The organism is uncultured Microbacterium sp., from assembly GCF_900078385.1.
In the GTDB taxonomy this organism is placed as follows: domain Bacteria; phylum Actinomycetota; class Actinomycetes; order Actinomycetales; family Microbacteriaceae; genus Microbacterium.
Genome location: NZ_FLQR01000008.1, coordinates 229,688 through 247,164, shown reverse-complemented (window position 1 = coordinate 247,164; position 17,477 = coordinate 229,688). Strand labels below are relative to the sequence as shown.

Below are 17,477 nucleotides of genomic sequence, written 5' to 3'. Positions count from 1 at the left end.
CTCAGCCGAAGGTGTACGGGGCGACGACGACCTCGACCCGCTGGAACTCCTTGAGGTCGGAGTAGCCGGTCGTCGCCATCGACTTGCGGAGCGCGCCGATGAGGTTCGCGGTGCCGTCGGCGACCGGGGCCGGTCCGTAGAGGATCTCCTCGAGCGGGGCGACCTGTCCGACCTCGACCCGCGTTCCGCGGGGCAGCTTCGCGTGGTGGGCCTCGGGGCCCCAGTGGAACCCGCCGCCGGGCGCGTCGGTCGCGCGGGCGAGGGCCACGCCGAGCATGACGGCATCCGCGCCCATCGCGAGCGCCTTCACGATGTCGCCGGAGGTGCCGACGCCGCCGTCGGCGATGACGTGCACGTACCGCCCGCCGGACTCGTCGAGGTAGTCGCGGCGCGCGCCGGCGACATCGGCGACGGCCGTCGCCATGGGGGCGTGGATGCCGAGGGTTGCGCGCGTCGTGGAGGCGGCGCCGCCGCCGAACCCGACCAGGACGCCTGCGGCGCCGGTGCGCATGAGGTGCAGGGCGGCCGTGTAGGTGGCCGCACCGCCGACGATGACGGGGACGTCGAGGTCGTAGATGAACTTCTTGAGGTTCAGCGGCTCGGACACGCTCGAGACGTGCTCGGCCGAGACGGTGGTCCCGCGGATGACGAAGAGGTCGACGCCCGCGGCGACGACGGTCTCGTAGAGCTCCTGCGTGCGCTGCGGGGTGAGGGCGCCGGCGACCGTGACGCCGGCCGCGCGGATCTCGGCGAGACGGGCCCGGACGAGCTCCGGCTTGATGGGCGCGGAGTAGAGCTCCTGCATGCGCGAGGTCGCGGCATCCGTCGGGAGCCCGGCGATCTCGGCGAGCAGCGGCTCGGGGTCGTCGTAGCGCGTCCATACGCCCTCGAGGTCGAGGACGCCGAGCCCGCCGAGCTGGCCCAGCATGATCGCGGTGCGGGGGCTCATGACGGAGTCCATGGGCGCCCCGAGCACGGGGATCCCGAAGCCGAAGGCGTCGATCGACCACGCCGTCGACACGTCCTCGGGGTTGCGCGTGCGCCGGGAGGGCACGACCGCGATGTCGTCGAACGCATATGCGCGGCGGGCACGCTTGGCGCGGCCGAGCTCGATCTCCATGGTCACCCCCCCAGCCTACCGGTCGCGGTGCGCGACACCCCGGGCCCGCGCAGGCGTCAGGCGGGGAGGCGGAACGCCGGCGCGGCGAGCGCCGCCGGATCCAGCGCGAGGTCGGCCAGCACGGCGCCAACGCCTGGCGCGAACTTGAAGCCCTGCCCGGAGAACCCCGCGCCGACCACGATCCGCCCGCGCCGGTCGAGCACGAAGGCGTCGTCGTCCGTCGAGGTGTAGGTGCAGCTGATCGGAGCGGCGGTGCCGGCATCCAGCCCCGGCATCCACTCCCGCACGTAGGCGGCGAGCATCTCCGCGTGCGCGTCGAGGCGGAAGGGACGCGCGTCCGGGTCGACCTCGTCGCCGACGCGGTGGAAGCCGACCTTGACGCCCTCGCCCGGCGTCGGCATGCCGTACACCGGGGCGGGCCACGTCCCGGGGGTCACGAAGTGGTTGAAAGACGGCCACGGCGAGCCCGGTTCGCGCGGCGTGAAGTGCGCGGGGCTCTCCTCCGTGACGGTGAGACGCGGCAGGCGGATGCCGGTGAGCAGGGCCTTCGTCCACGCTCCGGCCGCCGCGACCACGACCTCGGCCCGGATCGCTCCGCCGTCGGTGCGCACCGTGACGCCGTCGGCGTCCTCGTCGATGCCGAGCGCCGGCGTCTCCCACCGGACCTCGCCGCCGGCCGCGACGATGCGTCGCTCGAGCTCGCGGAGGGTCGCGTCGGCGCGCGCCACGCCCGCGTCGGGCGAGTGCAGCACGGTGTCCTCGAACCGCATCCCGGGCCAGCGCCGCGCGGCGTCCGCGGGGTCGAGGAGGGTCGCCGGGATGCCGCGCTCGCGGAGCCTCCGCTCGACCTCGACCAGGCCGCCGCCGGTGCCCCCGAGCGTCGCGCCCGCGCCGTGCGACACGAGGCCGTGCAGACGCAGGAGCGGTTCGCCCTCCACCTCGCCGAGCGCGTCCCAGCCCGTCCGCGCGCGGGTCAGCAGGTCGAGGTAGTGCTCCTCGGCGTAGGCGTTGTTGAAGTTCCGGGTCGCTCCATGCGAGGCGCCGCGGGTGTGGCCGCGCGCGAAGCGCTCCAGCACGAGGGGACGCTCACCGCGCCGGCTCAGCTCCCACGCCGCGGCGAGCCCCATGACGCCGCCACCGACGACGACGAATCTGGTGCGCTCGGGCATGGGTGCTTCCTCTCGACGGGCGACGGCATCCATTCTGCCGCCGCCGCGCACGACGAAGCCCCCGGCGCGCATCGCACCGGGGGCCGTCGCACAAGTGAGCGGTTACGGCTGCGGCAGCAGCTCGAAGCGCACTGCGCCGTTCTCGTCCGGGGCGGCGTCGAGCACCTTGTCGTCGAGGACCGCCGCCGCGGCGGCGTCCAGGAAGACGCGGGCTCCGGCATCGTCGACGACCGTGTCGGTCGTTTCGGGCTGTCCGGTGATGCTGAGCGCGAAGCCCTGCGCGCCGGTGCCGTCATCGGCGATGCGCACACCGCCGGTCTCGGCCACGTGGGCGTTCGAGACGATCGATGCGACGGCCGTGCGTGCGTCTGTCGTGAGGGTGAGCATGCCTTCTCCTTCGTTCGTCGGGCGTTGGAGCAGGCCACGATGCCGAGAACCGGCCGGCATCTCAAGCCACAGCCCGGTCTCGGAGACGACTCTCAGGGTTTCGGCGCGCGCTCGCGCAATGCGCTCGCCCCCGACGTCGCGCCCGCGAGCCCCAGACGTCGCGCCTGCGAGAAACCACATTCCGCATGAGAAATCACGGCATCCGTGGTTTCTCGTGTCCGATGTGGTTTCTCGGCGAGATGGATGCCGGATGCCGGCGCGCCGCGGCGCCGAGCGCGAGGCTACTTCTTGTAGTTGGGGGCCTCGACGATGATCTGCACGTCGTGCGGGTGCGACTCCTTGAGGCCCGCGGAGGTGATGCGGACGAACTTGCCGCGCGCCTTCAGCTCCTCGATCGTCCGAGCGCCCACGTAGAACATCGACTGCCGGAGGCCTCCGACGAGCTGGTACGCCACGGCCGAGACGGGGCCGCGGTACGCGACCTGACCCTCGATGCCCTCGGGGATGAGCTTGTCGTCGCTCGGGACGTCGGCCTGGAAGTAGCGGTCCTTCGAGTACGAGGTCTTCTTGCCGCGGGTCTGCAGCGCGCCGAGCGACCCCATGCCGCGGTACAGCTTGAACTGCTTGCCGCCCTGGAAGACGATCTCGCCCGGCGACTCGTCGGTGCCGGCGAGCAGCGAGCCGAGCATGACGGTGTCGGCGCCGGCGACGAGCGCCTTGGCGATGTCGCCGGAGTACTGCAGACCGCCGTCGGCGATGATCGGGACGCCGGCCTCGCGGGCGGCCAGGAACGCCTCCCAGATCGCCGTGACCTGCGGGACGCCGACGCCCGCGACGACGCGGGTCGTGCAGATCGAGCCCGGACCCACACCGACCTTGACAGCATCCACACCTGCGTCGATGAGCGCCTGGGCGCCCTCGCGCGTCGCGACGTTGCCGCCGATCACGTCGATGTGCGCGAACGTCGGGTCGGCCTTGATGCGGCGCACCATGTCGATGACGCCGGCGGACTGCCCGTTCGCGGTGTCGACGACGATGGCGTCGACACCCGCGTCGCGCAGCGCCTCGGCGCGCTCCCACGCATCCCCGAAGAATCCGATGGCGGCGCCGACGCGGAGTCGGCCCTGCTCGTCCTTCGTGGCGAGGGGGTACTTCTCGCTCTTGTCGAAGTCCTTGATCGTGATGAGGCCGGCGAGCTTGCCGTCGTCGTCGATGAGCGGGAGCTTCTCGACCCGGTGCTGGGCGAAGAGGGCGATGACCTCGTTCGCGCCGATGCCGACCTTGCCGGTGACGAGGCCCTCGCTCGTCATGACGTCGCGGACCTTCGTGCTCTGCCGCTCGAAGCCGGAGACGAACCGCATGTCGCGGTTGGTGATGATGCCGAGGAGGCGCCCGTCCTCGTCGATGACCGGCAGACCGGAGATGCGGTACTGCGCGCAGAGCGCGTCGACCTCGTCGATCGTCGCGTCCGGCGTGGTCGTGATGGGGTCGGTGATCATGCCCGACTCGGAGCGCTTGACGCGGTCGACCATCGACGCCTGGTCCTCGATGGAGAGGTTCCGGTGAATGATGCCGAGCCCGCCTTCGCGGGCGATCGCGATCGCCATCCGCGCTTCGGTGACCGTGTCCATCGCGGAGGACAGCAGCGGTGTCGCGACGGTGATGCGACGCGACACGCGCGACGAGGTGTCCGCCTCGGAGGGGATCACGTCGGTGTGCCCCGGGAGGAGGAGGACATCGTCGTACGTCAGTCCTACGAAACCGAACGGGTCGTTGTGCTCCATGCGCTCTCCTGCATCTTCCGGGCTTACTGATTCTAAGCGGCGCGCCGGGCGTTTCATTCCGGATCCGGGTGCGTGATCGCCGGGAATCCGGGCATCTGCGGGCCCCCGCGGCCGCAGGCGGAAAAGAGTGCGATAGGCGAAACAAAACCGACACATTACGCTCGTACCGTCGTTGATCAATGCCGATGCGACCGCATCAACCCGAGCAGGTGCGCCGGACTGGAGGATTCGTGAGTCCCACGACCGTGACCGCAAGACGCCCATTGAGGTGGCTTGTGCTGTTCCTGGGCGCCATGCTGGCGGCCGCACTGCTGTTGTTCAGCAGTCCGGTCGCGGCGATGGCTGCCGCACCCGACGAGCCGGGCGGTGACCAGGAGCAGACCGACTTCTACTTCGGCGGTGTCATCACCTTCGAGGACAAGCCGGTTCCGGATGTCACCTTGCGGATCGAAGGCGCCGGCTTCGAGGCCGAGACGCTCACGGGCGACGACGGCCGCTGGCGGCTGTACGTGCCGGAGAAGGCGGAGTACACGCTCACGGTCGACGAGTCGACGCTGCCGGACGGCGTCATCGTCGAAGGCGAGTCGGCATCGCAGAAGGTCGAGTTCGGCCTCACCAAGTCGAAGATCGTCAACCTCTTCCTCGGCGAGGGCGAGCGCGTGACGCAGGGCTTCGCGGAGCAGCTGTTCGTCCGCCTCATCGGCGGCTTGAACTTCGGCCTCCTCCTCGCCCTCGCGGCGATGGGCGCGGCCCTCATCTACGGCACGACGGGCCTGTCGAACTTCGCGCACGGCGAGATGGTGACCTGGGGCGCGCTCGTGACCCTCGTCGCCACCACGATGTGGCAGCTGCCGCTCTGGGCCGGCGTGATCGCCGCGGTGCTCGGCGGCGCCGTCCTCGGCCTCGCGATGGACGCCGGGCTCTGGCGTCCCCTGCGACACCGCGGACTCGGCGTCGTGCAGCTCATGATCGTCAGCATCGGCCTGTCGCTCGCGATGCGGTACACGTTCCAGTACTTCATCGGCGGCAAGACCTACCAGCTGGCCGGGGCCAGCCCCGCGCCCATCCAGCTCGGACCGATCCAGCTCTCGTACATCGACCTCATCAGCATGGCGGTGAGCGTCGTGGCGATCCTCGCCGTGGCCTACTTCCTGCTGCGGACGCGCATCGGCAAGGCGACCCGCGCGATCTCCGACAACCCGCAGCTCGCGGCCGCGTCGGGCATCAACGTCGACCGCGTCATCCGCATCGTCTGGGTGGTCGCCGGCATCCTCGCCGCCCTGTCCGGCGTGCTGTGGGCTTACTTCCGCCCCGGGATGCGGTGGGACATGGGCACGCAGATGCTTCTGCTGATCTTCGCGGCCATCACCCTCGGCGGCCTCGGCACCGCGTTCGGCGCCCTGCTCGGCTCGCTGATCGTCGGCATCGTCGTGGAGACCTCGACGCTGTGGATCCCCTCCGACCTCAAGTACGCAGGCGCCCTCGTCGTCCTGATCCTCATCCTCCTCGTGAGGCCGCAGGGTCTCCTCGGCCGTAAAGAAAGATTGGGGTAGCCGCCATGGATTGGGGCGCCATCCTCACCAACACGCTCGGCTACCTGCTGAGCCCGGTCACGATCGCGTACGCGCTCGCCGCGACCGGTCTCGCCGTCCACTTCGGCTACGCGGGTCTGCTCAACTTCGGTATGGCGGGCTTCATGGCCCTCGGGGCCTACGGGTACGCCATCTCGGTCCTGAGCTTCGGCATGCCGTGGTACCTCGCGATGCTCGTCGGCCTCCTGCTCGCGGCGCTGTTCGCGATCATCCTCGGTGTGCCGACGCTGCGTCTGCGCGCCGACTACCTCGCGATCGTCACGATCGCGGCGGCCGAGATCGTGCGCCTGCTGTTCACGACGCAGGTGTTCGACACATGGACGAACTCCGCCGACGGCCTCGGCGGCTACAACGGGAGCTTCCAGTCCGCGAACCCCTTCCCCGCGCTGCCCAAGGGCGAGCGGTACGGCTTCGGCCCGTGGCAGTACACCGCGGCCCAGCTGTGGGTCATCGTGTTCGGCGTCCTCCTGCTCGCCGTCTCGCTGTTCGTCGTCTGGGCGCTCATGCGCAGCCCGTGGGGCCGCGTCCTCAAGGGCATCCGTGAAGACGAGGATGCCGTGCGGTCGCTCGGCAAGAACGTGTTCGCGTACAAGATGCAGGCGCTCGTCGTCGGTGGTGTCATCGGCGCTCTCGGCGGCATCATCTACGTGCTGCCGTCCGCCGTGATCCCGTCGAGCTACACGACGGCGCTGACCTTCTTCCTCTGGACGATCCTCCTTCTGGGTGGCGCGTCGACGATCTTCGGCCCGTCGCTGGGCGCGGTGATCTTCTGGATGGTGCTGGCGCTGCTCGGCAACCTGCTCCCCCAGATGGCGCAGGCCGGCTGGCTGCCGATGACCGACATCCAGGCGGGCACGCTGCGGTACATCCTCGTCGGCGTCGCGCTCATGCTCATCGTGATCTTCAGGCCGCAGGGCATCCTCGGCGACAAGAGGGAGATGACCTTTGTCAAATAACCCGCCAAGCAACGCGGCCGGCGCTCCGGGCGACCGTCCGAGCGAGCCGGCGTACGTCCCGATGGGCGACACCCCGGCCGGCGAGACGGACGGCGTCACCGAACCGGCCTCCGCCACCGGAAGCATCCCCCGTCCCAAGGCGACGGGACTCGCGAAGGGACCCGGCGTCCCCGGCGTCGCGAAGGTCGACCCCATCATGGTCATGGACGGCGTCACGCGCCGCTTCGGCGGTCTCACCGCCGTCGACGTCGAGCACCTCGAGATCCCGCGGAACGCCATCACCGCCCTCATCGGCCCCAACGGCGCCGGCAAGACGACCCTGTTCAACCTGCTGTGCGGGTTCGACAAGCCGAACACCGGCACATGGTCGTACGACGGCAAGAGCCTCGCCGGCATCCCCGCGTTCAAGGTCGCTCGCCTCGGCCAGGTCCGCACGTTCCAGCTGACGAAGGCGCTGTCGCTCCTGACGGTGCTGGAGAACATGAAGCTCGGTGCTCCCGGGCAGCGCGGCGAGAAGTTCTGGCAGGCGTTCCTGCCGTTCGTCTGGCGCACGCAGGAGACCGACAACGAGGAGAAGGCGCGCGGACTGCTCAAGCGGTTCAAGCTCGACGCCAAGGAGAAGGACTTCGCGGCCTCGCTCTCCGGCGGCCAGCGCAAGCTCCTCGAGATGGCGCGGGCACTCATGAGCGACCCGAACCTCGTCATGCTCGACGAGCCGATGGCCGGCGTCAACCCGGCCCTCACGCAGTCGCTGCTCGACCACATCCTCGACCTCAAGGACCTCGGCGTCACCGTCCTGTTCGTCGAGCACGACATGCACATGGTGCGCCACATCGCCGACTGGGTCGTCGTGATGGCCGAAGGCCGCGTCGTCGCAGAGGGCCCGCCGGACAGCGTCATGCAGGATCAGGCGGTCATCGACGCGTACCTCGGCAGCCACCAGGACGTCGACCTCGGTGTCGTGACCGGCCGTGTGGCCGGTGAGCTCGACAGCTCCGCGAAGGAGCTGCTCGAGGAGATCAAGGAGGAAGAGGCGGCATCGATCGCCCACGCCGAGGAGGAGACCAAGTGAGCACTCCCGCCCCCGCCACGGCGCCGACGACGACCGGATCCGACATCGTCGTCGACGTGCAGGACCTGACGGCCGGCTACCTGCCGGGCATCAACATCATCAACGGCGCGAATCTCGTGGCCCGCAAGGGCGAGCTGATCGGCATCATCGGCCCGAACGGCGCCGGCAAGTCGACGCTCCTGAAGGCGATCTTCGGCATGGTGAAGATCCGCGGCGGCGACATCACCGTCAACGGCGAGAGCATCGTCGGCCTCAACGCCGACAAGCTCGTGCAGCGCGGCGTCGCCTTCGTCCCGCAGACGAACAACGTGTTCCCCTCGCTGTCCATCGAGGAGAACCTGCAGATGGGGCTCTACCAGAACCCCAAGATCTACGCCGAGCGTCTCGAGTTCGTGACCGGCATCTTCGCCGAGCTCGGCAAGCGCCTCAAGCAGCGCGCCGGGTCGCTCTCCGGCGGCGAGCGGCAGATGGTCGCGATGAGCCGCGCGCTCATGATGGAGCCGTCCGTGCTGCTCCTGGACGAGCCGAGCGCCGGTCTGTCCCCCGTCCGCCAGGACGACGCGTTCCTGCGCGTCTCCGACATCAACAAGGCCGGCGTGACGACGATCATGGTCGAGCAGAACGCGCGTCGCTGCCTGCAGATCTGCGACCGCGGCTACGTGCTGGACCAGGGCCGCGACGCCCACACCGGCTCCGGCCGCGACCTGCTCAACGACCCGCACGTCATCGGCCTGTACCTGGGCACGCTCGGCAACGACTGACGCGCGTCACGAGGGGGGCGGATGCTGCGGCATCCGCCCCCCTCGTCGTTGTGCCCCGGCGTGCGACCCGCCACAGGGGTCACGCTCGGCCCTGCGGCTCGCACCGCCTCGCACCGCACCCGACGCCGCCGAGCGCGCCGCACGCACGGGAAAGGGCCCCGGATCGCTCCGGGGCCCTTCCGCGTTGTGCTGAGCGTCAGCGGGTTTCGATGCGCTCGTGCGTGTTGTCGGCCTTGTACTGGAAGACACCGATGGACGCCTCGGTCGGGTCGCCGTTCTCGTCGAACGTGACCGGGCCGGAGTATCCGTCGTAGTCAGCCGTGCCGCCACCGAGGATGATGTCGGCGCAGTCCGCGAACGAGCTGCACTTCTCACCCTCGCCGGAGCCACCGGAGACCTCCTGCAGCGAACCGGCGATGTCGGCGCCGTCCGTCGAGCCTGCCGCGAGGGAGGCCAGCGCCATCAGGATGACCGCGTCGTACGACTCTGCGGCGTACGAGAAGTCGGTCAGCGCGTCGTTGCCTTCGGCCGTCCAGGCGTCGTTCAGACGTCCCTGGAAGTCGTCCTCGAGCACCGGACCGGGCGTGGTGCCCTTGGCGCCCTCGAGCGAGACCGACACGTCGTCGCCCCACTGCTTGAGGTTGCCGTCCACGAGGTAGAAGTTCGCCGCGTCCTGGCCAGCGTTCACCAGCAGCGGCGCGATGGTCGCGAACTGGTCGAACGTGATCAGCACGATCGCGTCGGGGTTGGCCGCCGAGATCGTCTGGACCTGAGCGTCGAACTGGCCGTCACCGTCGTTGTAGGAAGCCTCGGCCACGACGGTACCGCCGGTGCTCTCGAAGACCTCCTTGACGACGGCGCGCAGGCCCGTGCCGTACGCGTCGTTCTGGTACAGGATGCCGATGTTCTTGTGGCCGTCCTCGGCGACGAGGTTGCCGATGACCTCGCCCTGGAGCAGGTCGCTCGGAGCGGTGCGCCAGTACAGGTCGTCATCCGGCCACTCGGTGAAGTCCGGCGAGGTGTTCGCCGGCGAGAACGTGATGATCCCAGCCGAGACGTTGGAGTCCAGGAACAGCTTCGTCACGCCCGAGGCGGCGGCGCCGATCATCGCGGAGACGCCCGCGTTCTGGAGCTTGGGGACGGTGGTCTCGAAAGCCTTGTTGTCGGCGTCACCCGAGTCGCCCGGCGTCAGGTCGACGGTGATGCCCTTGGCGGCCTCGTTGACTTCGTTGACACCGAGCAGGACGCCGGCCTCCTCGGGCGGGCCGAGGAACGCGAGGCTGCCCGTCTGCGGCAGCACAGTGCCGATCTTGAGGGTCAGGTCCTCCGCGGGAGGTGCATTGGACTCGCTGGGCTCGGCGGGGGTTCCCCCACCGGCACACCCCGCGAGCAGAACCGCACTGACGGCAGCGACGGCGATGCCGCCGAGAGCCTTGCCAGCACGCGAACGTGTAAAGACGCTCATGTTGCTCCTTGCTGTGTTTGGACACGGGTGGCTCGGGCGCCGCCCAGTGGGACAAACCTAACCAAGTCCACGTCTCGCGAGTGTTGCGTCTCGTTAACGATGTGTAACGGAGATGAATCGTTATCTTGCGGTGCCCACCACGGGCCGTCGCGCGCTGCGCAGCGAGTCCACCATGAGCACGACGAGGGCGAGCCAGACGAGGCCGAATCCGATCCACCGCTCGAGGGGCATCGGCTCCTGCATGATCCACGCGCCGGTGATGAACTGCAGGATCGGAGCGACGAACTGCAGCAGGCCGATGACGGTCAGCGGGGCGCGGCGCGCACCGGCCGCGAAGAAGAGGAGCGGCGTGGCCGTGACGGCTCCGGCCAGCAGGAGCAGGACGGTGTGCCAGCCGCTGATCTGCCCCATCGTGAGCCCTGCGGTCGCGGCGACGACGATCAGCTGGACGACGGCCACGGGCGCCAGCCACAGCGACTCGAGCGTGAGACCGCTGACGGCATCCACGGAGGGACCGATCTGCTTCTTCACGAGACCGTACGTGCCGAAGCTCGCCGCGAGGGTCAGGGCGATCCAGGGGAACGCGCCGTAGCCGACGATGATGACGATGACCGCGAGGACAGCGATGCCGATCGCGACCCACTGGGCGATGCGCAGGCGCTCCTTGAGCACGAGGACGCCGAGCAGGACGGTCACGATCGGGTTTATGAAGTACCCGAGGCTGCCCTCGATGACGTGCCCGGTGAGCGTCCCGATGAGGAACACCTGCCAGTTCACGTAGATGAGGAGCCCCGCGACGATCGTCCAGAACACGAGCCGGCGATTGCGGAGGATGGCGAAGAGCTTCGCCCACGTCCGCGTGACGGTGAGGAGGATGGCGCAGAAGCCGAGCGAGAGCAGGATGCGCCAGGCGACGATCTCCCACGGCCCGGTGGGGGTGAGGACGAGGAAGAAGAGGGGCATGAATCCCCAGAGGAAGTACGCGCAGAAGGCGTAGACGCCGCCGAGGGTCTCCTCGCGGGCGGATTCCTCGGGTGTCATGAGTCCGAGCCTAGAACGGTCATGACTGCACCGGGTTCACGCGAGGGTGCCGGATCCTGCCGATGTGCGTGCGCGGACTGCCAGAGACGCAGAGGGGCCCGGATGCCGAAGCATCCGGGCCCCTCAGAAGCGCTGCAGATCAGCGGACGACGACCGCCAGGACGTCGCGAGCCGACAGGACGAGGTACTCGTCCGCGCCGAACTTGACCTCGGTGCCGCCGTACTTGCTGTAGAGCACACGGTCGCCCACGGCGACGTCGAGCGGAACACGGTTGCCGTTGTCATCGATACGACCCGGACCCACTGCGACGACCTCGCCCTCCTGGGGCTTCTCCTTCGCAGTGTCGGGGATGACCAGGCCACTGGCAGTGGTCTGCTCGGCCTCGACCTGCTTGATGACGATGCGGTCCTCGAGCGGCTTGATGGAAACCGACACGGTCTACCTCTTTCTTGCTTCAAGACTGGTTAGCACCCACACACTGAGAGTGCTAACGGCAAGTCTAGAGCGCGTCTGGCACTCTCGCAACGCGAGTGCCAGCCCGGCGTCATGCACCCGGGATCGCGGCGCGCCCAGCGCCTAGGCTGGCCGGATGGAACAGGCCGAGCTCACCGCGCTGCTGACCCCGGAGGGCCTGCGCCTGCTCGATGAGACCGACGCGGCGGAGTCGTCCGCCGACGTCGCCGCCGTCGTCTCGCGGCTGCGCAGCGCCGGGCACTCCCCCGACCTCGTGTCGGCCGTCGTCGGGCAGGCCCGGCTGCGCGTGAAGGCGCGCGCGAAGTTCGGCTCCTTCGCCGACCGGATGCTGTTCACGCGGGCCGGTCTCGAGCAGGCGACGCGTCTGGAGGTCGCCGCGCGGCACGCGGGGCGTTTCCGCGACGCGGGCGTCACGCGCGTCGCCGACCTCGGCTGCGGCATCGGCGGCGACGCCCTCGGCCTCGCCGGCATCGGCCTGGACGTCCTCGCGGTCGACGCCGACGAGATCACCGCCGCGCTCGCCGCCTACAACCTCGCTCCGTTCGGCGACGCCGTGCAGGTGCGGCACGCCCGCGCCGAGGACGTCGACCTGGACGGCGTGGATGCCGTGTGGCTCGACCCGGCCCGTCGCTCCGCGGGGCACAGCGAGACCTCGCGTCTGGGCGCCGACGAGTGGTCGCCGTCGCTGGACTGGACGTTCGACCTGGCCGAGCGGATGCCGGCCGGCATCAAGCTGGGACCGGCGTTCGACCGCGACCGCGTGCCGGCGGGCATGGAGGCGCAGTGGATCAGCGTCGACGGGTCGACGATCGAGCTGGTCGTCTGGTCGGGCCGCCTGGCCCGGGCGGGCGTGGGCCGGGCCGCGCTCGTCATCCGCGGAGGTGCCGCACACGAACTGACGGCCGCCGCCGACGCGCCCGACGCGGACGTCCGCGACCTCGTCGTGGACGGGTACCTGCACGAGCCGGAGGGCGCCGTCATCCGCGCGCGCCTCATCGGGGAGGTCGCCCGCGATCTGCAGGCCGGGATGCTGGCGGAGGGCATCGCCTACCTCACCTCGGAGGCGGCGCTCACGAGCCCGTTCGTGCAGACCTTCCGCGTGCGCGAGGTCATGCCGCTGAAGGTCCCCGCGATCAACGCCGCGCTCGCGGCCAACGGCATCGGCACCATCGAGATCAAGAAGCGCGGGGTGGACATCGATCCGGCGCAGTTCCGCCGCAGGCTGCGGCTGCGCGGCGATGCCTCGGCGACCCTCATCCTCACGCGGGTAGGGCCGAAGGCGGCCGCGCGGCGGGTGGCGATCCTCGCCGAGCGGGTCTGAGCGCCGGCATCCGGTGCCCTGCGGTGCCCGGTGTCCGTGCTCGGCTCAGCCGAACAGGTTCGCCTGGGTCGACGCCCACCAGAGCCAGCCCGCGCTGAAGACGAGGGAGAGCAGGCTGAGGCACAGCGCCCACTGGGCGAGGCCGCGGCGCTCCCAGGGGCGGCGGAGCGCGACGATCGCGAACCCGGCACCCACGAGCCCGATGAGGAAGCCCCAGCCGACGAGGAACGAGACCAGCAGTCCGAGGACCGCGAAGGTCATGGCCCACCCGGCGGAGCGCGGGAGCGGCGCGGGCGGCGGGGGCGCCCACCGGACTTCGGTGTGGATGGGCTGCGTGATCGGCACGGGCTCGGTCATCGCGCGCTGGAAGCCCCCACGGTGCTCCCCCGGCAGCGCCGGGGCATCACCCGCCGGGTCGACGTCTTCGGTGGGCGCGTCGACGGCGGGCGGGCGGAGCACATCGGGGACGGGGTCGCCGGCGGCCGGCGAGGCGGTGAGGGGGTCGGCGGCCGACGAGGCTGACGGCGGCAGGGGTGGTGCGGGCAGCGCGGGCGGTGCGGCGGGCACGGCATCCGGTGCGGGCGTCGTGTGGCGGGCTGCCGCGATCGACGCGTCGATCTCCGGCAGCGGCGGGCGGTCGTCGGGGCGCGTCGGGCGCTCGTCGGGAGTGGGCCCGCTCATGCCGGCGCCACCTGGATCTCCGTGACCGGGAGGGTCGAATCGGCGCCGAACGCGAGCGTCGACGGTTCGCGGCCGCTCATGATGAGCTCCGCGGCGAGCGCGGCGATCATCGCGCCGTTGTCGGTGCACAGCGACAGGGGCGGGATCCGCACGGCGACGCCGGCCGCCGCTGCACGCTCCAGGGCGACCTCGCGCAGGCGCCGGTTGGCGATGACGCCGCCGCCCAGGAGAAGTCGGGGGACGTCGTGGCGGGCGCAGGCGTCGAGGGCCTTCGTCACGAGCACGTCGACGACGGCTTCGCGGAAGGATGCCGCCACGTCGCCGACCGGCACCGGCTCGCCGGCCGCTTCGCGCTGCTCGATCCACCGCGCGACCGCCGTCTTGAGGCCGGAGAACGAGAAGTCGTACCGATGCTCGGCCATGTCCGACGCGCGGGACATGCCGCGCGGGAACCGGATCGCGTTCGGGTCGCCCTTCGCGGCCGCGCGGTCGATCTCCGGACCGCCCGGGTAGGGCAGGCCGAGGATGCGCGCGATCTTGTCGAACGCCTCGCCGGCGGCGTCATCCATCGTCTCGCCGAGCAGTTCGACATCCGAGACGAGGTCGCGCACGAGGAGGAGCGAGGTGTGGCCGCCGCTGACGAGGAGGGCGACCGTCGGGTACTGCACCTCTTCGCCGGTGAGGACGTCTGCGGCGATGTGCCCGACGAGATGGTTGACGGCATACAGGGGCTTCTCGAGCGAGACGGCGAGCGCCTTGGCCGCGCCGATGCCGACCATGAGGGCGCCGGCCAGACCCGGACCCGAGGTCACGGCGACGGCATCCAGGTCGGACAGGGCGATGCCCGCTTCGGCGACGGCCGCTTCGATGGCGGGCTGCAGCGCCTCCAGGTGTGCACGGGCGGCGACCTCGGGGACGACGCCGCCGTAGCGGGCGTGCTCGTCCATCGAACTCGCGATCGTGTTGCTCAGCAGCGTGCGACCGCGGACGATCCCGATGCCGGTCTCGTCGCAGCTGGTCTCGATTCCGAGGACGAGCGGCTCGGCGCGGCCCATCAGCACCATCCCTTTCCGTCGATCGTCTCCGCGGGATGCGGCGCCGCCGTGTCGTGTGCCGGCTCGTCCGCGGCGGCCGCATTCGCGGCCCACGCCGCGAGGTCGAGCTTCATGACGACGGCGTCGACGTCATCCGGCTGGTAGTACCGGGGCCGGCGGGCGATCTCGGTGAACCCCTCCGAGGCGTACAGCGCGGTGGCGACGGGGTTGTCGGCGCGCACTTCGAGGAACACGTCGCGCGCGCCGCGCTCGTTCGCTGTGCGCAGCAGCTCGGTCAGCAGCGCGCGACCACGGCCGTGACCGCGGGCCGCCTCGGCGATCGCGATGGTCTGGATGTCGGCATCCCCCGCGCCCTGCACGGCCCGCACCCCGCCGTACCCGAGGAGGCTCTCGCCGGACTCGTCGACGACGTAACGGCCGTGCGGCGACGCGAGCTCGGCACGCATCATCGCCTCGCTCCACGCGTCGGTGGGGAACGAGGTGCGCTCGAGATCCATGATGGCGGCGAGATCGGATGCCGTCGCCGTGCGCAGCGTCACGTGCCGACCTTCTTCCGGGCGCCCGGCAGCGTGACGTCCGGCGCACGCAGGTAGAGCGGCTCGGCCGACGCGAGCTCGCGCCCGGCGGCGAGGGCGCGCCCGGCGACGAGGGCGATCATGGCGGCGGAGATCGCGGCGACGTCGCGGCGCTCCGCGCCGACATCGGCGAGGCGCGCGTCGAGGTCGTCGCGCGGCGCGAGGGCCGGCTCGGTGACGCGGACCGGGAGCCCGTCGTCGTCGACACCCTCGTACACCGTGAAGGCGAGCTCGCGCCGGCGCGCATCGGTGACGACCGCGAAGCGCGGCAGGTCGGCGAACGGGTCGGCGAGGAGGATCGCGAGGGCCGCGGCGTCATGGCTGGCGACCGGGATGACGGGGATGCCGCGCCCCAGCGCGAACGCCCGCGCCGCCGCGATGCCGACGCGAAGACCGGTGAAGGGGCCCGGGCCCATGCCGGAGGCGACGGCCGTGAGCGTGACCGGCTCGGGCGACGTCGCTCCCAGCGGACCGAGGGCGGCGGCGGCCAGGGCATCGTGCAGGAGTCCGCCGATCGCCTCGGCGTGGCCCAGCGGGTCGGTGCGGGACTCGTCGGCCCGGACGACACCGTCGCGATCGACGACGGCGACCGCGGTGCCGAGGGAGGTGTCGATGCCGAGGATCACACCTCCAGGGTATCCGCCGTCGGATCCGGGGCCGGCGGGGTGGCGGGGCCGGGCGAGCGGGGTCGCGCGGGGCTCGGGCGGGCTCAGGCGGGCTCAGACGGGATTCATCCGCGCCGAAATGCGGGTGCAGGCCCGGCAGACCCGCGATGTGGCGCGGATGAACGTAGCGGATGCCGTTGACCCGCGCTGAAATGCGCGTGCGGGGTCTGCGGGATTCATCCGCGCCTAAATGCGGGTGCGAGGTCGCGCGACCCGCGATGTGGCGCGAATGAACGAAGCGGATGCCGTTGACCCGCGCCGATTCGCGGGTGCGGGGCCGCGTGACCCGCACAGTGCCGCGGATGAATCCGTGCACTTCGCCGGGCGCGATCTTCGACTCGGGGCGGCGTCTCGCGACAGGCGAGCGGATCGCGCGGGCTCAGGCGGGGTTCATCCGCGCCGACATGCGGGTGCGGGCCCGGCAGACCCGCCAATTGGCGCGGATGAACCAAGCGGATGTCGCGACGACGAAGGCCCCGCCGTCCGAGAGGACAGCGGGGCCGGGGACGGGCGAGGTCAGTCCTGCTCGACCTGCACGACCTCGAGGGTGTCGCTGAGGGCGACGTCGGCGTCGCGGCCACCGCCGAGGTCGACGCTCACGTCGAAGGCGTGGCTGTCGTCGCGATCGGTCTCGATCGAGGTGACCGCGCCCGAGCCTCCGGCGGCGGCGATCGCGGCGGCGGCGATGTCGGCGACGCGGGACGTGTCCAGCAGCGGGTCCGTGCTGCGCTTCGTGTCGTCATCGGGGCGGACCGTGGCAGCACCGTCCGCCGCGACGCGGACGTCGGCTTCCGTCCCGTCGGCCAGCACGACGTCGACGGACCAGCCGGCGCCTTCGCGCTCGATCGACGTCGCGCCGTCGGCGTCCGCGGCCGCGATCGCCGCGTCGATCGCGGCGACGAAGTCATCCGCGTCCGCGGGACCCGCGGCATCCGCGGCGGCGTCGTCCGCATCGTCATCCGCCGCGGCGTCGTCCGCGTCGCCATCCATGGCGGCGTCTTCCGCGTCGTCGTCGTCCGCATCCGCGGTCGTGAGCGACGAGGAGGTGGACGCCGGCGAGCCCTCGAAGCGGTCGTCGTCATCGTCGTCGAGGTCGGCGAGCGCGAAGCCGATGCCCGCCCCGATGCCACCGACGATGAGGATGCCGGCGGCCGCGGCGCCGATGAGGGCGGGACGGGAGAGGCGGCGACGGGCGGGGGTCTTCTCGGCGGCGGCCGGCTCAGCGGGGAGGGCGGGCGCGGCGTGGGCGGAGGGAGCGGCGCCGAAGTCCTGCGTGGGCTGGTCGTCGGCGGGCGTGCGGTCTGCGGAGGAGGAGTCGTGGCTGTTCATGTGTCCACGATCCCGCGGGGCCGCTGAAC

17 protein-coding genes are annotated in these 17,477 nt (G+C 71.0%); 5 read left to right on the top strand and 12 right to left on the bottom strand.

Going from position 1 to position 17,477, the window contains the following annotated elements:
- Position 1 precedes the first annotated feature (1 nt).
- The 4 genes from QZL85_RS10810 to guaB all read right to left on the bottom strand — a co-directional run bounded on the left by QZL85_RS10810 (position 2) and on the right by guaB (position 4,460).
- Positions 2–1,120: a GuaB3 family IMP dehydrogenase-related protein gene (locus QZL85_RS10810; RefSeq protein ID WP_295576782.1), complete on the bottom strand. Its 1,119-nt coding sequence runs from the start codon at positions 1,118–1,120 to the stop codon at positions 2–4.
- Between the two features lie 56 nt (positions 1,121–1,176).
- Entirely contained in the window at positions 1,177–2,289 is a 1,113-nt protein-coding gene (locus tag QZL85_RS10805; RefSeq protein WP_295576642.1) for an FAD-dependent oxidoreductase, read from the bottom strand.
- Positions 2,290–2,391: 102 nt separating this feature from the next.
- Positions 2,392–2,676: a Fe-S cluster assembly protein HesB gene (locus tag QZL85_RS10800; protein WP_295576641.1), complete on the bottom strand. Its 285-nt coding sequence runs from the start codon at positions 2,674–2,676 to the stop codon at positions 2,392–2,394.
- Positions 2,677–2,957: 281 nt separating this feature from the next.
- Positions 2,958–4,460 (bottom strand): IMP dehydrogenase, encoded by a 1,503-nt coding sequence (gene guaB, locus QZL85_RS10795; protein ID WP_295576639.1) that lies wholly within the window; start codon positions 4,458–4,460, stop codon positions 2,958–2,960.
- Positions 4,461–4,753: 293 nt separating this feature from the next.
- Here guaB and QZL85_RS10790 point away from each other — a divergent pair, with 293 nt between their 5' ends.
- The 4 genes from QZL85_RS10790 (at position 4,754) to QZL85_RS10775 (ending at position 8,841) form a co-directional block, all read left to right on the top strand.
- Positions 4,754–6,013, top strand: coding sequence for a branched-chain amino acid ABC transporter permease (locus tag QZL85_RS10790; RefSeq protein ID WP_295576638.1), 1,260 nt, complete (start codon positions 4,754–4,756; stop codon positions 6,011–6,013).
- Positions 6,014–6,018: 5 nt separating this feature from the next.
- Positions 6,019–7,008, top strand: a complete 990-nt coding sequence (locus QZL85_RS10785) for a branched-chain amino acid ABC transporter permease (protein ID WP_295576637.1) — start codon at positions 6,019–6,021, stop codon at positions 7,006–7,008.
- Between the two features lie 196 nt (positions 7,009–7,204).
- Entirely contained in the window at positions 7,205–8,080 is an 876-nt protein-coding gene (locus QZL85_RS10780) for an ABC transporter ATP-binding protein (RefSeq protein ID WP_295576781.1), read from the top strand.
- Positions 8,077–8,841 carry an ABC transporter ATP-binding protein gene (locus tag QZL85_RS10775; protein ID WP_295576636.1) on the top strand — a complete coding sequence of 255 codons (765 nt, stop codon included), beginning with the start codon at positions 8,077–8,079 and terminating at the stop codon, positions 8,839–8,841. The genes QZL85_RS10780 and QZL85_RS10775 overlap by 4 nt, the downstream gene beginning before the upstream one ends.
- A gap of 196 nt (positions 8,842–9,037) precedes the next feature.
- Here QZL85_RS10775 and QZL85_RS10770 read toward each other — a convergent pair whose 3' ends face one another.
- From QZL85_RS10770 to groES, 3 genes are all read right to left on the bottom strand, one after another.
- The gene (locus QZL85_RS10770; protein WP_295576635.1) at positions 9,038–10,306 is read right to left on the bottom strand and encodes an ABC transporter substrate-binding protein; all 1,269 of its coding nucleotides are present in this window, start codon (positions 10,304–10,306) and stop codon (positions 9,038–9,040) included.
- A 120-nt stretch (positions 10,307–10,426) separates the two neighbouring features.
- Positions 10,427–11,347: an EamA family transporter RarD gene (gene rarD / locus QZL85_RS10765; protein ID WP_295576633.1), complete on the bottom strand. Its 921-nt coding sequence runs from the start codon at positions 11,345–11,347 to the stop codon at positions 10,427–10,429.
- A 139-nt stretch (positions 11,348–11,486) separates the two neighbouring features.
- Positions 11,487–11,783 (bottom strand): co-chaperone GroES, encoded by a 297-nt coding sequence (groES, locus tag QZL85_RS10760; protein ID WP_039394204.1) that lies wholly within the window; start codon positions 11,781–11,783, stop codon positions 11,487–11,489.
- 154 nt (positions 11,784–11,937) lie between these two features.
- On the opposite strand from groES, the gene QZL85_RS10755 reads away from it, so the two are divergent.
- Positions 11,938–13,143, top strand: a complete 1,206-nt coding sequence (locus QZL85_RS10755) for a class I SAM-dependent methyltransferase (RefSeq protein ID WP_295576632.1) — start codon at positions 11,938–11,940, stop codon at positions 13,141–13,143.
- 45 nt (positions 13,144–13,188) lie between these two features.
- Here the strand turns inward: QZL85_RS10755 and QZL85_RS10750 are convergent, their stop codons facing one another.
- The 5 genes from QZL85_RS10750 to QZL85_RS10730 all read right to left on the bottom strand — a co-directional run bounded on the left by QZL85_RS10750 (position 13,189) and on the right by QZL85_RS10730 (position 17,448).
- Positions 13,189–13,824: a hypothetical protein gene (locus tag QZL85_RS10750; RefSeq protein ID WP_295576631.1), complete on the bottom strand. Its 636-nt coding sequence runs from the start codon at positions 13,822–13,824 to the stop codon at positions 13,189–13,191.
- Positions 13,821–14,879, bottom strand: a complete 1,059-nt coding sequence (tsaD, locus tag QZL85_RS10745; RefSeq protein ID WP_295576630.1) for a tRNA (adenosine(37)-N6)-threonylcarbamoyltransferase complex transferase subunit TsaD — start codon at positions 14,877–14,879, stop codon at positions 13,821–13,823. Before tsaD ends, QZL85_RS10750 begins: the two co-directional genes overlap by 4 nt.
- Positions 14,879–15,418 carry a ribosomal protein S18-alanine N-acetyltransferase gene (gene rimI / locus QZL85_RS10740; protein WP_295576629.1) on the bottom strand — a complete coding sequence of 180 codons (540 nt, stop codon included), beginning with the start codon at positions 15,416–15,418 and terminating at the stop codon, positions 14,879–14,881. The genes tsaD and rimI overlap by 1 nt, the downstream gene beginning before the upstream one ends.
- A complete protein-coding gene (gene tsaB, locus QZL85_RS10735; RefSeq protein WP_295576627.1) occupies positions 15,415–16,080 on the bottom strand; it encodes a tRNA (adenosine(37)-N6)-threonylcarbamoyltransferase complex dimerization subunit type 1 TsaB in 666 nt (221 codons plus the stop codon). The genes rimI and tsaB overlap by 4 nt, the downstream gene beginning before the upstream one ends.
- A gap of 555 nt (positions 16,081–16,635) precedes the next feature.
- Complete coding sequence (locus QZL85_RS10730; RefSeq protein WP_295576626.1) at positions 16,636–17,448, bottom strand: hypothetical protein; 813 nt, start codon at positions 17,446–17,448, stop codon at positions 16,636–16,638.
- Positions 17,449–17,477 lie beyond the last annotated feature (29 nt).

Coding starts and splice junctions, on each gene's coding strand:
- QZL85_RS10810 (WP_295576782.1), bottom strand. CDS start 1,120: ATGGAGATCGAGCTCGGCCGCGCCAAGCGTGCCCGCCGCGCATATGCG.
- QZL85_RS10805 (WP_295576642.1), bottom strand. CDS start 2,289: ATGCCCGAGCGCACCAGATTCGTCGTCGTCGGTGGCGGCGTCATGGGG.
- QZL85_RS10800 (WP_295576641.1), bottom strand. CDS start 2,676: ATGCTCACCCTCACGACAGACGCACGCACGGCCGTCGCATCGATCGTC.
- guaB (WP_295576639.1), bottom strand. CDS start 4,460: ATGGAGCACAACGACCCGTTCGGTTTCGTAGGACTGACGTACGACGAT.
- QZL85_RS10790 (WP_295576638.1), top strand. CDS start 4,754: ATGCTGGCGGCCGCACTGCTGTTGTTCAGCAGTCCGGTCGCGGCGATG.
- QZL85_RS10785 (WP_295576637.1), top strand. CDS start 6,019: ATGGATTGGGGCGCCATCCTCACCAACACGCTCGGCTACCTGCTGAGC.
- QZL85_RS10780 (WP_295576781.1), top strand. CDS start 7,205: ATGGTCATGGACGGCGTCACGCGCCGCTTCGGCGGTCTCACCGCCGTC.
- QZL85_RS10770 (WP_295576635.1), bottom strand. CDS start 10,306: ATGAGCGTCTTTACACGTTCGCGTGCTGGCAAGGCTCTCGGCGGCATC.
- rarD (WP_295576633.1), bottom strand. CDS start 11,347: ATGACACCCGAGGAATCCGCCCGCGAGGAGACCCTCGGCGGCGTCTAC.
- QZL85_RS10755 (WP_295576632.1), top strand. CDS start 11,938: ATGGAACAGGCCGAGCTCACCGCGCTGCTGACCCCGGAGGGCCTGCGC.
- QZL85_RS10750 (WP_295576631.1), bottom strand. CDS start 13,824: ATGAGCGGGCCCACTCCCGACGAGCGCCCGACGCGCCCCGACGACCGC.
- tsaD (WP_295576630.1), bottom strand. CDS start 14,879: ATGGGCCGCGCCGAGCCGCTCGTCCTCGGAATCGAGACCAGCTGCGAC.
- QZL85_RS10730 (WP_295576626.1), bottom strand. CDS start 17,448: ATGAACAGCCACGACTCCTCCTCCGCAGACCGCACGCCCGCCGACGAC.